Here is a 14,525-nt window from a genome sequence, read left to right as displayed (position 1 = left end):
GCTATTCAAAAAAGCCCGGCGATTGGTGTCCGCCGGGCTTGAAATATAGTATCTCGGAATTGTTTAGAAACTGGTCTTGATCGTGGTTCCGAACATGTAGTTTTTGGTTTCGCTTTCGTGAATGCCATAGGCACCATAGCCGGAGAGTTTCAACAGATCGGGAATCAAGTTGATTTCGATTCCGGCGTTGATCTCCATGCCGGTATCAATCAACAAACCGAAAGCTCCGAAAGCCGTCATACTATCATTGAGAGGCATACGAACCGAAGCCACGGCAGAGAGGAAATTGGCGTTCTGAGGTGCATTATAGTTTCCCCAATAGAGGTTCACACCGTCATGATGGGGTCCGTAACCATAGATATAGAGCCCGTTCTGGTAGTAGGGACTGAGCGTGGTGAGACCTTTTTCGCTTACATAAAGTATGTCCGCGCCGATTTGCATCATACCCAAGTCCATATTCGCCTTGGCTGCTGCGCCAAAAGAGAGTTCGGAGTCAATCGGGCTGGTGTACATTTGATAATCGACAAAGCCGGTCAGATCGAGTTCGATCGGATCGTTCTTGACTGTGACATAGGGCATGAATGTGATGTTGCTCATCTCGAAGGCGGGATTGTCGTCCCTGCCATACATGAATAACACGCCGGCAGGCATGGGAGAATCAGTCTGGGCATTGATCAAAAACACGTTGTAGTCATCGGATTTGTTTTTCCAACGTTCATTTGCCTTGATCCATCCCACTTGGGTTTTGAAACTCATGCAATTGTCCATGGTGAACACGATCCCTGAAAAAGTATCATTTAATATGAGACCGCGATGATCCGACCACCACTGTTGACCGATCTTCACGTTTGCCATGAGGGATTCGATCCGGTAATCGATATAAAGCTCAAAAGTCTTGATGTTTACTCCGCTGGTGGTGATTGCTCCACCATCGGTGCCCCAGGTTAGGTTGCCAATTTCAACCTTGCCATACATATTCAAATATTCATGAAGTTCTGCGTTCAAACCAAACTGGAGCCGGTTGTCGAGATGACCGCCGTCTTCTTCGTTTAGGTCGTTATAGATTGCAGCGCGGGCGCGAAAAACCCCGTCTTGCTTGAACTCGATGGCAAATACCATGCCGGCGAGCATCACGCAAATGAGGATTGCGATAACTTTTTTCATTCTGAGTACTCCTTATGTTTAGACTTGTGGTTCATAAATGAATCTATACGGTAGTCTGTCAAGAAAATATTGCTACAGCTTTATCATGTCAAGGTTCAATTCGCGTTGCATAACCTCGATATCTCTCTGCAAATTAGGTATGATAGGCACTCCAAATTCACGGATTTTGAGCGCACTTTCATATTCCTTTTCCCCTGCGACATAGACGCGATCCTGCCCGGGAAAGAGCTTTGATGCTTGTAATTCTCTGCAAATGGCACCGGTTGTATTTTTGAAGTCGTCAATTTCCGTGAAGAAATCGATATTGATCGCCATGAAAAAATGCCCAAGATTGTATGTGGCGGGTTTGCCGCTTTCGTCCAGACCGAGGAGCATGTTCAGATAGCTGCCGTTTTGCAGGGCAGCACAGAGGATTTCCACCATCGTTGCCAGTCCATAACCCTTGTGGGAACCGGAAAGCTCGTCCGTTCCGCCAATGGGCAATAATGAAGCGGTCTGCTTGATCAGATCCACCAATAGCCGATTGGTATCGGTCTGAGGATTTCCTTCCAGATCGATCGCCCAGCCGGCGGGAGTGGCTTTTTCCTCACGGGCGTATTGTTCGACCTTTCCTCTTTGGGAGATGGACGTGGCAGCATCGTAGATAAAAGGGTAAGGCAGATCGGAAGGCGCTCCGAAACAGATCGGATTAGTTCCCAAAAGCGGTGAGACGCCGTGGGTAGGACAAGTGGAAGGACGGGCGTTTGTGAAAGTGAGACCGATCATGTCTTTTTCGCATGCCATCTCGGCATAGTATCCGCAGATGCCATAGTGGGTGGAATTTCTCACAGCAACCGCACCGATGCCATATTTGGCGGCTTTTTCGATCGCGCTTTGCATGGCTTTGAAACCGATCACGTGCCCCATGCCGTGGGTTCCATCCCAGACTGCCGTGGCGTGTCTGTCTCGGATCACGTCAATCCGGGTGAGGGGTTTTTGAATTCCGAGTTTGATGCGGTCATAATACATCTTGAGGCGTCCGATCCCGTGGGATTCGATGCCCTTGAGGTCACTGGCGATGAGGATGTCCGCGCAAATATTGGCATCGGGTTCGGGCACTCCGACGCGGGTGAAAACTTCGATCATGAAGGATTTAAGAATGTCGATGGGAAGATGTTTCATTTCATGTCCTTTGGCTGTAAATGGATTTCAGTTTCGCAGTTATGGCGAAAGTAGGGCAAATTCATTGGTTCACCCATCTTTATATACTACTGATCTCAGTGGCGGGAAACCGTTGAAGTTGATCGAGCTATAGCTTTGTGTATAGGCGCCGGTGGTGAAAATATAGACGCGGTCTCCAGGTCGCATTGTTTCCGGCATGTGATATTTATAGTGTTCATAGAGGATGTCCATGCTGTCGCAGGTCGGTCCCGCGAGGATGATCTCGTCCGCCAAACCTTCTTTGTCGAAATAGATGGGAAACTTGATCGATTCGTCGATTGTTTCGATCAATCCGCCAAACTTACCCACGTCCAGGAAAACCCATTGATAGATGTTGTTTTTGGATTTGCGGGTGATATTGATGATCTCCGAAACAAGGATTCCTGCATCCGCGATCAGCGAACGTCCCGGCTCCATAATGATCTGCGGAATGTGCTCGCCAAAATCTTCGCTGATGAAACGCATGATCTCTTCGGTGTATTCGGACACTTCGTAAGTGGGATCGACATAGTTTGCGGGGAAACCGCCACCGATATTGATCATCTTCAATTCGATTCCCTCTTCCGCAACCGCGTCGAAGAGATATTTGCATCTGGCGACCGCGTCATCCCACTGTCCGATATCCCGCTGTTGGGATCCCACGTGAAAGGATATTCCCCAGGGGGTCAGATTCAACTCCGCAGCTTGCACAATGAGATAATAGATCATGTCCGAATGCGCACCGAACTTTTTCGATAATGGCCAGTCCGCTCCAGTGCCTTCGGTGAGAATCCTAAAGAAAACCTTCGCTCCGGGTGCTACTTCCGCGATGTTCAAGAGATCGTTTTCGCTGTCCGTGGCAAAGAGTTCCACTCCACGTTCATAGAAGTATTTGATGTCGCTTTTTTTCTTGATCGTGTTGCCATAGCTGAGCCGATCTGGAGAAATGCCCAGGCGCAACATCTGATCGAGCTCAAAGCGGGAAGCGATGTCAAAATTTGAACCGAGGGATTCCAGTAGCAGGATGATGTCATCGGACGGATTCGCTTTCACGGCATAATACATCTGCGCATTGGGAAGGTTCTTCGCCAATGCATGATACTTTTGCCGGATCATTTCGATATCGATAATCAGGCAAGGGCTTTCCAGGTTGCGAGAAAACTCCTTGATCCGAGCAAAGCGCTCGGGATCGATATAACGTGCTATATTGAAGTGATAAGGTTCTTTATACATCGATTATTCCTGTTCCATAGATCTTTTGCGTCATTTTCCCATGAGGCAGATTATGTCAATCACTGTTTATCACCCAGATAAAGTTAAAGGCAGGACTTGTGATCCTGCCTTTTGTTTAGAATGTGAAATCTGGTTACTTTTTCACGGCGTCTTTAAGATTTTTACCTGCTTTGAAGACAGGAACTTTGCGAGCCGGAATCTTTAGTGGCTTCTTGGTCTTGGGGTTGATGCCATTGCGAGCTTTGCGTTGGGCAACGCTGAACGAACCAAACCCGACCAAGGATACTCTGTCGCCTTGTTTAAGGGCTTCTGTGACACCTTCCAGGACAGCGGCAAGTGCGAGACCTGCTACTCTCTGGGACACACCGGCAGCGCCAGCAATCTTTTTGATCAAATCATCTCTGCTCATTTTACCTCCTTAAGATAATTCTGATAAGAGTTAGAGACTTTACAAATCATATCAAAACCAACGTGGTATATTCTGTCAACAAAAAAAATCGGCTCGATCCTCTGCCAATCAGGGTTTAGGGCATATTCAGTCATTATCAACAATGCCTATCTTATTGATGTGCATACATATACTGTGATTGGAAAATAATCAACTAAGTAGTTGATTATTTTCATAGAAAGCTCTGATTGCTTTTTCGATTGACAAAATAGTGCCTTGCCAGTTATGGTTTGCGCAAAGAAAATCATGGAGGTTTTAATGTTTAAACTCGGATATTTATCGCTCATAGCAGTTACGATGCTGATCCTGATATCGGCTTGCAGCAAAACCAAGGTAGTCGTCGAACAAGCTCCGGTTCGCAATCCTCTGGCTCTTGCTTATGAAGCGTCAAAGAAAGGAGCCGAATCCTTTGCTGAAAAGGATTATCAAGGTGCACTTGCCCGTTTCTCCGAAGCTAAGGCACTTTTTGAAGAAGCAAAACCCACTACCACACCTGCTGATTCCATCGACATCAACATCGAAGACATGCTGTTAAACATCGCCAGAGTCAATTCGGACCTGGCGTTTATCAACTCGCAGCAAGGCATGTTTACCGAAGCCCTCGCATCATACCAGACCGCCGTTGATATCTATGCATCGCTGGCGCTGCTTACCATCAGCAAAGAAGAACAAAAGAAAATCATTACCGACATCTACCAAAATATGGCTGTGACATCTCAAAACGCCGGCAGATTTGAAGAAGCCTTATCCTATTATGATTTACTGCTGAAATCCGACCCTGGAAACGAAGATATGCTCAATGCGAAATACAACATCTTGAACGACAACATCAAAGACGAAGTGCGCGCTTTCAAGGTTTTGAAGGACTATGCCGACGTATCGGGAGACTACAAAGCTTTTCTCATCCTCGGCACACGCTATCGTGAAAAAGGCAATAACCCCGAAGCCGCGGCGAACTTTGAAAGAGCTCTGCAACTGCAAAAAGACCCTGACGTCTTTTCGCGCGTAGCAGATTTCTACCGCTCGATCAATAACTGGAACAGATCCACCCAACTCCTCGAACAACTGATCGCCACCAAACCGGACAACGCTACCACAGCAAGCGCCTATCGGATCATGGGCGACAATTATCGCCAGCTAAAAAACATTGCGAAAATGGCGGAAGCCTGGGAAAAATCCGTGGCTCTCGAACGCAACGCCGATATCGCTCTCGCTCTCGCAAACCATTTTTATCAGCAAAAGAACTATAATAAAACCATCACCTATGCCACTCAGGTGATCTATATGGACTCCAGCAAAACCGCGGCTTTTCTCCTGCGCGGAGATTCCTACTTCAAACAAAAGAAAAACACCGAAGCCAAAGCCGATCTGCAACGCATCCAAAATGATGCCGTTCATGGCACCAACGCCAAAAAAATACTGGCAGCCATCAAATAGCTCAAACACATCAAGACAAGGAACAGTCAATCGGTCAAGGCTTGCTCGATTGACTGTTTTTTTGAATAAGAGGAAATATGAGAAAAAAACCTGGTAGCGATGGAACGATCAAAGCTGTCAATGGATTCAAGGCGGAGAAGAAGATCGAACGCCCCCTTCTCGGAGCGCGCATACCAGCCGGATTTCCATCTCCGGCAACGGATTACATCGAAGGCACGCTGGATCTGAACGACCATCTGATCAAGCATCCAGCTTCCACGTTCTTTGTGCGGGTGGAAGGATTTTCGATGATCCAGGCAGGGATATTTCCAGACGACATTCTCATCGTGGATCGATCTCTGGAAGCGGCAAATAACTCCATCATCGTAGCTGTCCTAAATGGAGAACTGACGGTGAAGCGCCTGCGCACCGAAGCCGGACGCTATGTCTTGCTTGCCGAAAATGACGAATATAACCCCATCGTCATCGATGAAGAGAGCGATTTCTTCGTCTGGGGTCTGGTCACATACGTGATTCATAAAGTCTGAGCTATGCGCGGATACCTGATCACCCCTTGTCTCTTGCTTCTCCTTGTACCGCAGCTTTTCTCGCAAAGCTTGTTGGTAGATGAGATATTGGAGCTTAGATCAGGGATCGGGGATTATCAACTTTCCAGATATCCTCTCATCAAAGGCTCGGAGACGATCTTGGCGGACACCCTTTTACTTGTCGGGGAGCAGGATTATCGGCTTGACCACCGCAGCGGAAAACTTGTTCTGCTGGCTCCTCTTCCCTACCAATACTTAAGTATCCAATACGTTTTGATTCCGCCTAACCTGCGAGACACCAAGTGGATGTATCAACCGAGAGCAAAAAGCGATTCGCTCTTCAAAGCGATCACCAGAACCAAGACTCCTTGGTGGTCGGACGATGGAAAGCTGAACCTCAGCGGCTCCAAGACTTTTGCCATCACTTTTTCCGAGGATTCGACATTCGATCTGAAACAATCGCTGTTTGTCAATCTTAGCGGCGAGCTCTCACCAAACGTCAACCTCAGTGCCCAGCTCTCGGACAGCCAGTCCAAACTTTCTCCCGAAGGCGATTCCAAGGAACTGAGCAGCCTCGATCAGGTCTTTGTACGCGTCTTTGGCAGAAACTATGAGATCGCTATGGGCGACGTCGAATGGGAGTTCAAGGACACCAGATTCATCAACTACAAAAGCAAATCTGAGGGCATCAATGCTTGGTTTGAAACCAAGCACTTTTTCCAAGGCGGATTTTCGGCAAATAGCGGCAAACGTGCCAATCTCACCATTGCCATAATTGATGGAAAACAGGGACCTTATTTTCTCAATCCCACCGGATTTCAAACCAGCCACATCATCATCGCCGGCAGTGAACAAATCTATATGGACGGACGCCTCCTCGAGCGGGGATTGGACTATGGCATCGACTATTCCGAGGGCTCAGTGACCTTTCGCATACTTGTGACCTCCGGAAGCTTGGTGAGCGCTTTCTTTCAGTATTCGGACGACTTCTTCAAGCAATCGACCTATTTTAATTCATCGAGAATCGCCATCTTTCCCGGCTTGAGTATCGCCCATCACATCATCCATCAAGCAGATGCCAAAGACAACCCCCTATTGTATGAAATGACCGACTCCGACCGTGATTCTTTGCAGCTGGCGGGAGACACGCAAGCTTGGGGAGACGGTGTCTTCGAAGTCGAGCCAGGCTTGGGGACATATACACTGATCACCTCTGCCGGCGGAATCGGGTATTATGAATACGCTCCGGGGGACACGACTGCAAGCTATAACGTCTATTTCAGTTACGTGGGCTATGGCAATGGTGCTTATGAACAATATTCCAGCGGCAAATACCGCTATATTGGTGCCGGGCAAGGATCCTGGCAACCTCAAAAACGCCTTGTTTCTCCTGTAAAAAGGACTAATCTGGACATACAGCTACTATACAGCCATAAACGGCTATTGGGCGGGGTCGAGGGCATCTATAGCCTAAATGACAAAAACACGCTCTCCCCTCTGGACGATGAGGACAATTCCGGAGGTATCATTCACGCATTTGCAGAATTTAAAGCCAGCGATAGAGTTTCCGGGACGCAGCTTCGCATTGACCATGAGCGACGTCTCGCGAATAGTTATCTCTTTGCGCAATATAGCGATCCGCAGGCGGATTATGATTTCAGCGCCCTCGATCCTGCCGATTCGCTAGCGCAAAGCTCCACTGGTCTATCCGCAAGAACTGAAATGGGAAATTACTGGCGACCGGAGATATTGTTGCGCTACAAGGAGATAAAGGACTATTATGCACAAACGGCACTGCGATTCGTTTCACGTTCACCGGCGATCGGTATCATCCCGGAGCTCAATCTGCGCCACACTTTGTCCCTGCAAAACTATTTGGACGGTACTGATAGACAAAGCCGTCTCAACCATCACGAAGGTGTCGCTATCTGGGATTGGCGATATCTGAAAACCAGATTGAACGCCAACTTTCAAAGCCTCGAAATGACTGATCCGAATCAGGCTCTCGTATCCGGTGGAAACCGTTTCTACAAGCTCTCTCCCAATCTGGGATTCGGGTTGCCGAGGGTCTTTTTCACCGATCTCAATTATGCCTTTGAAAGCACGGATCTGCATCGCGATGGATGGCAAGCTCTCTCCGAATCCCAAACCTATGCGGTAAAGCATCTTACTGCCATTCAAAATCACAACCTGAGTGTCGATGTCACACACCGGGAAGTTGTTCGCTTTGACGCGTCTCCGGGCACGAACTATGATCTGATCAGCGCCCGCAGCTCGCATCAATTCCTCAAAAGCGCCATCAGCCTGATGAACAACTATCAGCTCAACCAGACGGAATTCTTTCCCAAGATCCGCGAGCTGGAATATATTGGAGCGGGCTTGGGACTCTATGACAGCACCGGAGTCTATCTGCCCGACGGAGATTATGATTATGTGTATATCACATCCGAAACCGGCAGCCTGAGCACGGAGATCAACGCCCTGCTCAGCATCTACTTCAATCCGGGAAACTTCTCCCAAAAGGGCTTTTGGAAACGCATGCACGGGGATGCAACTCTTCAGGCGACCGAGCAATGCAGTCAAAGCGATGATCTGCGCCGCTACGTCTTCTATCCCGGCACGGTCTTCAATGAAACCAGCACTATCTATGGCAAGCAAAACTACAATCAAAACCTCTGGCTCGATCTGATCCGCAATCGCCTGCTCGGAGTAATCAATCTGGAAATCGACCGGTCTCTGGACAACCGCTATCAAAGCCAGTCCCGCACTTTCAGATTGAATCGCGGAGGGAGATTGGAGCTGAAACAATTCTATGCCAACAACCTCAGTCTCGAATTTCAGGATCGCCGCGAAACAGACACCCGCTATCTATCCGAGATCACAAAGCAGTCGTTGGAACTCACGGTTTTGCGCAATCTATCGGTTCACAGCCAGGTGCAGGCAGTTTTGACCACCGCCATCGAGCAAGGCCGGCAGCAAAACGAAAGCGAGGGCTATGAATTGATCAGCTATGGCATCAGACCTTCTTGGCGCAGCACCTGGAACCGGCGCGGACGGCTTGCTGCCCAACTCAATCTGCAATACAACGATCGCGGCGGCAGTGAATTTCTCAGTTTCCTGCCGGAGAAAAGAGCCGGTTTGCAAAGTTCATGGAGCTTCTCCGCGATTTATAGATTGAACAATTTCAGCTCTTTCACTCTTGAATACACCGGAAACATCTATCCCGAGGAAAGGATCAAAAACCAACTAAAACTCGAATTTCGCGCGGAACTTTAGATGAACGAAATCATCAGCCTGAGCGGCACCGACTATGCCATCGTCCTGCCCTTAATCTTTTTGGCGGGTTTGATCGATTCGATTGCCGGAGGCGGAGGGTTGATCTCCCTACCGGCATATTGGAGCGTGGGCATCCCTCCGCACATGGCGCTTGGGACAAATAAGTTTTCATCATGTTTCGGGACAGTCTTTTCCACCGCCAACTATTTGCGCGCCGGGATGATCGACATCCCGGTTGCTTTGTTCAGCGCCGGCTTCGCGCTCGTGGGTTCCTGGCTGGGAGCGCGAATAGCTTTGATCCTCTCCCCCGCTTTTTTGAATTATCTCTTGATCGTGCTGATCCCTCTGATCACGGTGGTCTCGTTGCTCAGTAAAAAGATCGGGATTCATGATCGCTCTCATTTGCTCAAGCTTGGATACCGCATCATCTTGGGAAGCCTCGCAGGCTTTGTGATCGGTTTCTATGATGGATTCTTCGGTCCTGGCACCGGCACTTTTCTGATCCTATCCTTCACATTGCTGCTACATTATGACTTCGTCGTGGCAAACGGCAATACTAAGGTGATCAATCTGGCATCAAACGTTGCTGCCATGATCACGTTCGCCCACGCCGGTAAGATTTTCTATCCCATTGCAATACCAGGAGCGCTTTGCGGTATCGCGGGAAACATCCTCGGCTCCAAGCTTGTCATCCTCAAGGGAAACATCCTGATCAAACGTATCCTCGTGATCGCCATGATCTTACTTCTTATCCGAATAATCTACAACATCGCCTTTCATTCCAACTGAGCCAAGCTGCAAACAAAACTCTTGACGAAACAGGCGCTGTTTAAAAATTAGCGCAAGAATAGTCTATGAAATTGCAAGGGAGTTTCAAATGCATAAATACCTGCTTGTTTCCGTGATCCTGCTCCTTTTGGGCTTGAACCTGTTTGCCAAGGATCAGAGCACAAAGGTTTCTAACAAAATGAAGGTCATTCCCATTGCCGGAGTGATCCTTGATATGCATTACACGGCAGATTTGCAGAAGTTGAGCGTCAAAGCTACTTTTGACGTGCCAAGGAACAGCATCGATGCTTTTGCATACAACGGTTTCTTCCTGAACAAGAACGCCCGCATCGAATCGATCCAAGTGGGAAACATCCGCTCGGCGATGTTTTTTATCAACGGTGCTGATTGTGCGAGTTTCGAACCTGTGTTAGCAATACCGAAACTGATGGAAGAAAGCTCTTTGGCTAAGTTTTATGGTTTTTACCTAAATGGCTTTGAAAATTATCCCGAAACAGTGCGCATTGTCTTGGACTACGTAATCTACCTACCGGATTTTGTGCCCAACGAAATCGGGAAACCGGGCACCGGGCTCAGCGCTGCGCATTATTGGTATCCACATAACATTTCCGGTCCTACGATGGTGGAATTCAACGCGCTCACCACCCAGTACTTCAACATCATTTTGGGAAACAGCTTCGCCACCTACAAGGATGAAGGCTTTGGCAGATCGCATCAGGCAATGTTTATCGACACTCCTGAAAATCCAGTCAACATCCGTTTTATGAAAAATTGATCCAGCTAAATTAGCTCAGTCCGGTAGAGCAACTGATTCGTAATCAGTAGGTCGGGGGTTCAATTCCCCCATTTAGCTCCACAATAGACGCGGTGCCGGGTATTAAAGCCCGGCACTTTGCTTTTTTTATTAGGTAGAACAGGACTCCGCTTTTGCTGAGCAATCTTTTCCGCAGCATCGAAATAGAGACTATCAAGTACGGAGATAAAATGAAACAACATAAAGCCATCGCTCTTTTTTCAGGAGGTTTGGACAGCATCCTCAGCGTGAAATGGATGCAAAAGCACGGATACACCGTCTTTCCCGTGTTTTTTCGTGCTCCCTACATCCCCTCCGAACGGGCGATCGATATAGCCGGCAAAAACTCCATCGAGCTCATCGTGCGCGATATCACAGCCGCGCATCTGGAAATGATGAAAAACCCAAAATATGGATTTGGTGGACACCTCAACCCCTGCATCGATTGCCACGCTTTGATGTTTCGCATGGCAGGAAACATGCTTGCCGAACTTGGCGCGGATTTTCTCATCTCCGGCGAAGTACTTGGTCAAAGACCGATGTCCCAACGCCGCGACGCGTTGGATTCGGTAGCCAATCATTCCGGTTTTCCCGATCTGCTCATCCGTCCGCTCTCTCAAAAACTCCTGCCGGACACCCTTCCCATTCGCGAAGGCTGGGTGGATAAAACCGAACTGCTTGCCTTCCACGGACGCGGCAGAAAAGATCAGATCCGCCTTGCCGCAGAAATGGAGATCGTCTATCCCACTCCCGCAGGTGGTTGTCTTTTAACCGACCGCAATTTCACCCTGCGATTGAAAGATTTGATCGCGCACGGACAAACCGACGAAGAAAGCATTACGCTGCTGCGGTTTGGACGTCATTTTCGCCTCAGCGCCAAGACCAAGCTCATTATCGGCAGAACCGAAGCGGATAACAATGAACTCGAAAAACACTCATCCTCCGGCATCCGCATGTTGATCAAGGAAGTCTATGGTCCCCTGGGGATCATCATTTCAGAAGAACCGGAGCGGAAACTCCTTTCTTTGGCGGCTTCCATCCTGCTCTACTATAGTCGCAAAGCCCCCTCCCCCGGCATTGTCAAGTATGGCATTGACAACAATCTCGATAACGAAATCGTGGTCAGCAAATGCCCCGAAGACATCCTGCGTAAACACATAATTTCTTTGGATTAGGAGATTTAATGCTCAAACTGGAATCCAGCATTCTGCTACTGGAATATGGCACAAACACATGGCTGCTCTTTGACGACGAGAGCAGGGAAGCCATTTTGGTCGATCCCGCCGCTCCATCACAAGCTTTTCTTGATCGGATCAACAAGGATTCGCTCAAAGTAAAATACATCGTGAACACGCACGGCCACGGGGATCACATTGGCGGCAATCCGCTCTTTCACAATGCTTTGCACGCACCCATCGCCATTCATCGCCTTGATGCGGGTATGCTGGTCAATAATAAAAAAAACCTCAGCGAATTCATGGGAACGCCCCTCAAGGGTAAATCCGCGGACATCCTGCTCGACGATGGAGACATCCTTAAGCTCGGATGCTTTGAAGTGAAAGTGATGCACACACCGGGGCACACACCGGGCAGCATCTGTCTGCTGTGCGGAAAATATCTCATCAGTGGAGACACTCTCTTTGAACTCAGCATCGGCAGAACGGATTTTCCCGGCGGCAGTCATACGATGATCATCAATTCCATCAAATCCAGGCTTTTCACTCTCCCTGAGGACACGATCGTCTTTCCGGGACACGGACCCGCCACCAGCATCGGCTTGGAAAAAGCCAACAACCCCTTTGTAAGGTAGATAGAGAATGACCCACGAATCGGTTCTGATCCTCGATTTCGGCTCCCAATACACGCAGTTGATCGGACGCGCGATCCGCTCCCTCAACGTCTATTGCGAGATCCATCCCTTCAATATGAGTTCGGATGCGATCAAGTCCTTGAATCCCAAGGCGGTGATCCTTTCCGGCAGTCCCTTTTCCATCAATCAGGAAGGTGCTCCGCATCCCGATTCTGCGATCTGGGAACTGGGTATTCCCATCTTGGGAATCTGCTATGGCATGCAGATCGTGAACAACCGCTTTGGCGGGAAGATAAAGCGTCTCAGCAAACAAGAATACGGGTATGCTGAACTCAATATCATCGAACAGCACGGTCTTTTTGACGGACTCGATCCCAAACAACAGGTTTGGATGAGCCACGGGGATTCGATCATCGATCTGCCCAAGGTCTTTCATTCCATCGCCAATACCACCAATACTGATTTTGCCGCAATCACGCATAAAGCACTGCCCATCTTCGCTTTGCAATTTCATCCGGAAGTGATGCACACTGTTAACGGAATCCAGATATTGAGAAACTTCATACTTAAAATTGCTGGATTGAATGCAGACTGGACACCCGGCTCCTTCATCAACGAATCGATCGCTGCGATACGGGAAAAAGTAGGCGACAAACGCGTCATCCTCGGTCTCAGCGGAGGAGTCGATTCTTCGGTCGCAGCTGCGCTTTTGCACCGCGCAATCGGAGACCAGCTTATACCCATCTTTGTTGATAACGGTTGTATGCGTCATCGCGAGGCGGAGCGGGTTAAACAGTTTTTTGCCTCCTATTCAGGCATAAACATCGATTTTATCGATGCTGCGGATTTATTCCTCGATCGCCTTGCCGGAATTACTTCTCCGGAAGAAAAGCGCAAGATCATCGGCAAAACCTTTATCGATGTCTTTGATAGCGAAGCAAAACGCTTTGACAACGTTGAATTTCTCGCTCAGGGCACTCTCTATTCGGATGTGATCGAAAGCGTTTCTTTCAAAGGACCCTCGGTAACGATCAAATCCCACCACAACGTCGGAGGCTTGCCGGAGACTATGAAACTGAAACTTATCGAACCCTTCAGAGAGATATTTAAAGACGAAGTTCGATCCGTGGGACGCGAACTTGGCTTGCCGGAAGAATTGATCGGCAGGCATCCTTTTCCGGGACCGGGATTGGCTGTGCGCATCATCAGCGATGTGGATAGAGACAAAGTGCAGCTCCTTCAAGCAATCGACGAAGTATTCATCGAGGAACTCCGTAAATGGGATCTCTATGACAAAACCTGGCAAGCGTTCGCGGTCCTCCTCCCCATCCAAAGCGTCGGTGTGATGGGCGACGAACGCACCTACGACTACGTCTGCGCCCTCCGTGCCGTCAATAGCGTCGATGGCATGACCGCGGACTGGACAGAACTCCCCTTCAATTTCCTCAAACGCGTTTCAAACCGCATCATCAACGAAGTGAACGGAATCAACCGCGTCGTCTATGATATCAGTTCCAAACCACCGGCAACGATAGAATGGGAATAGGACATAAGATTCAAGGCACTACCATGCTGTTTGGATTGGGAAGCCGAGCTCCGATTCGGCTGTGGAATAAAAAAGTATTTGCCCCCCAAGCAAGACGCAAACGGAAATACCTTGACAATCAAAGCCAGATAAATCGATTAGACCCTTGCGAGCGGGCATAGCTCAGTTGGTAGAGCATTAGCTTCCCAAGCTGAGGGTCGCGGGTTCGAGTCCCGTTGCCCGCTCCATTTCTGCTAAAGGGTTTGGGGGGTATGCTTTTTTATGATAGTATTGTGAAGACCTCAGATTGGACCTCAGATACCCCACATTACTGTCTGGAATTT

The 14,525-nt window shown here is 48.7% G+C and carries 12 protein-coding genes and 2 tRNA genes; 10 read left to right on the top strand and 4 right to left on the bottom strand.

From position 1 onward, the window contains the following. Positions 1 to 63: 63 nt before the first annotated feature. The 4 genes from Q8M98_10190 to Q8M98_10175 all read right to left on the bottom strand — a co-directional run bounded on the left by Q8M98_10190 (position 64) and on the right by Q8M98_10175 (position 3,985). Positions 64 to 1,164 (bottom strand): hypothetical protein, encoded by a 1,101-nt coding sequence (locus Q8M98_10190; protein MDP3115123.1) that lies wholly within the window; start codon positions 1,162 to 1,164, stop codon positions 64 to 66. A gap of 72 nt (positions 1,165 to 1,236) precedes the next feature. Continuing rightward, the gene (locus Q8M98_10185) at positions 1,237 to 2,325 is read right to left on the bottom strand and encodes an Ldh family oxidoreductase (protein MDP3115122.1); all 1,089 of its coding nucleotides are present in this window, start codon (positions 2,323 to 2,325) and stop codon (positions 1,237 to 1,239) included. Positions 2,326 to 2,394: 69 nt separating this feature from the next. After that, complete coding sequence (locus Q8M98_10180) at positions 2,395 to 3,576, bottom strand: type III PLP-dependent enzyme (GenBank protein ID MDP3115121.1); 1,182 nt, start codon at positions 3,574 to 3,576, stop codon at positions 2,395 to 2,397. Positions 3,577 to 3,709: 133 nt separating this feature from the next. Continuing rightward, a complete protein-coding gene (locus Q8M98_10175) occupies positions 3,710 to 3,985 on the bottom strand; it encodes an HU family DNA-binding protein (protein ID MDP3115120.1) in 276 nt (91 codons plus the stop codon). Positions 3,986 to 4,282: 297 nt separating this feature from the next. Here Q8M98_10175 and Q8M98_10170 point away from each other — a divergent pair, with 297 nt between their 5' ends. The 10 genes from Q8M98_10170 to Q8M98_10125 all read left to right on the top strand — a co-directional run bounded on the left by Q8M98_10170 (position 4,283) and on the right by Q8M98_10125 (position 14,429). After that, positions 4,283 to 5,461 (top strand): tetratricopeptide repeat protein, encoded by a 1,179-nt coding sequence (locus Q8M98_10170; GenBank protein ID MDP3115119.1) that lies wholly within the window; start codon positions 4,283 to 4,285, stop codon positions 5,459 to 5,461. A 77-nt stretch (positions 5,462 to 5,538) separates the two neighbouring features. Next, the gene (umuD, locus tag Q8M98_10165) at positions 5,539 to 5,988 is read left to right on the top strand and encodes a translesion error-prone DNA polymerase V autoproteolytic subunit (GenBank protein ID MDP3115118.1); all 450 of its coding nucleotides are present in this window, start codon (positions 5,539 to 5,541) and stop codon (positions 5,986 to 5,988) included. Between the two features lie 72 nt (positions 5,989 to 6,060). After that, positions 6,061 to 9,264 (top strand): hypothetical protein, encoded by a 3,204-nt coding sequence (locus Q8M98_10160; protein ID MDP3115117.1) that lies wholly within the window; start codon positions 6,061 to 6,063, stop codon positions 9,262 to 9,264. Further along, the gene (locus Q8M98_10155) at positions 9,265 to 10,053 is read left to right on the top strand and encodes a TSUP family transporter (protein MDP3115116.1); all 789 of its coding nucleotides are present in this window, start codon (positions 9,265 to 9,267) and stop codon (positions 10,051 to 10,053) included. A gap of 88 nt (positions 10,054 to 10,141) precedes the next feature. After that, positions 10,142 to 10,828: a hypothetical protein gene (locus tag Q8M98_10150; protein ID MDP3115115.1), complete on the top strand. Its 687-nt coding sequence runs from the start codon at positions 10,142 to 10,144 to the stop codon at positions 10,826 to 10,828. 4 nt (positions 10,829 to 10,832) lie between these two features. Further along, positions 10,833 to 10,909, top strand: a tRNA-Thr gene (locus tag Q8M98_10145). Positions 10,910 to 11,037: 128 nt separating this feature from the next. Then, positions 11,038 to 12,021, top strand: a complete 984-nt coding sequence (locus Q8M98_10140; GenBank protein MDP3115114.1) for a tRNA (5-methylaminomethyl-2-thiouridylate)-methyltransferase — start codon at positions 11,038 to 11,040, stop codon at positions 12,019 to 12,021. An 8-nt stretch (positions 12,022 to 12,029) separates the two neighbouring features. Then, positions 12,030 to 12,656, top strand: a complete 627-nt coding sequence (locus Q8M98_10135) for an MBL fold metallo-hydrolase (GenBank protein ID MDP3115113.1) — start codon at positions 12,030 to 12,032, stop codon at positions 12,654 to 12,656. A gap of 7 nt (positions 12,657 to 12,663) precedes the next feature. Beyond that, complete coding sequence (gene guaA / locus Q8M98_10130) at positions 12,664 to 14,202, top strand: glutamine-hydrolyzing GMP synthase (GenBank protein ID MDP3115112.1); 1,539 nt, start codon at positions 12,664 to 12,666, stop codon at positions 14,200 to 14,202. A gap of 151 nt (positions 14,203 to 14,353) precedes the next feature. Next, positions 14,354 to 14,429, top strand: a tRNA-Gly gene (locus Q8M98_10125). The last annotated feature ends 96 nt before the right edge of the window (positions 14,430 to 14,525 follow it).

This window comes from Candidatus Cloacimonadaceae bacterium (genome assembly GCA_030693415.1).
Taxonomy (GTDB): domain Bacteria; phylum Cloacimonadota; class Cloacimonadia; order Cloacimonadales; family Cloacimonadaceae; genus JAUYAR01.
Note: the sequence above shows the minus strand (reverse complement) of the source record. Positions and strands in the feature narration are given on the sequence as shown.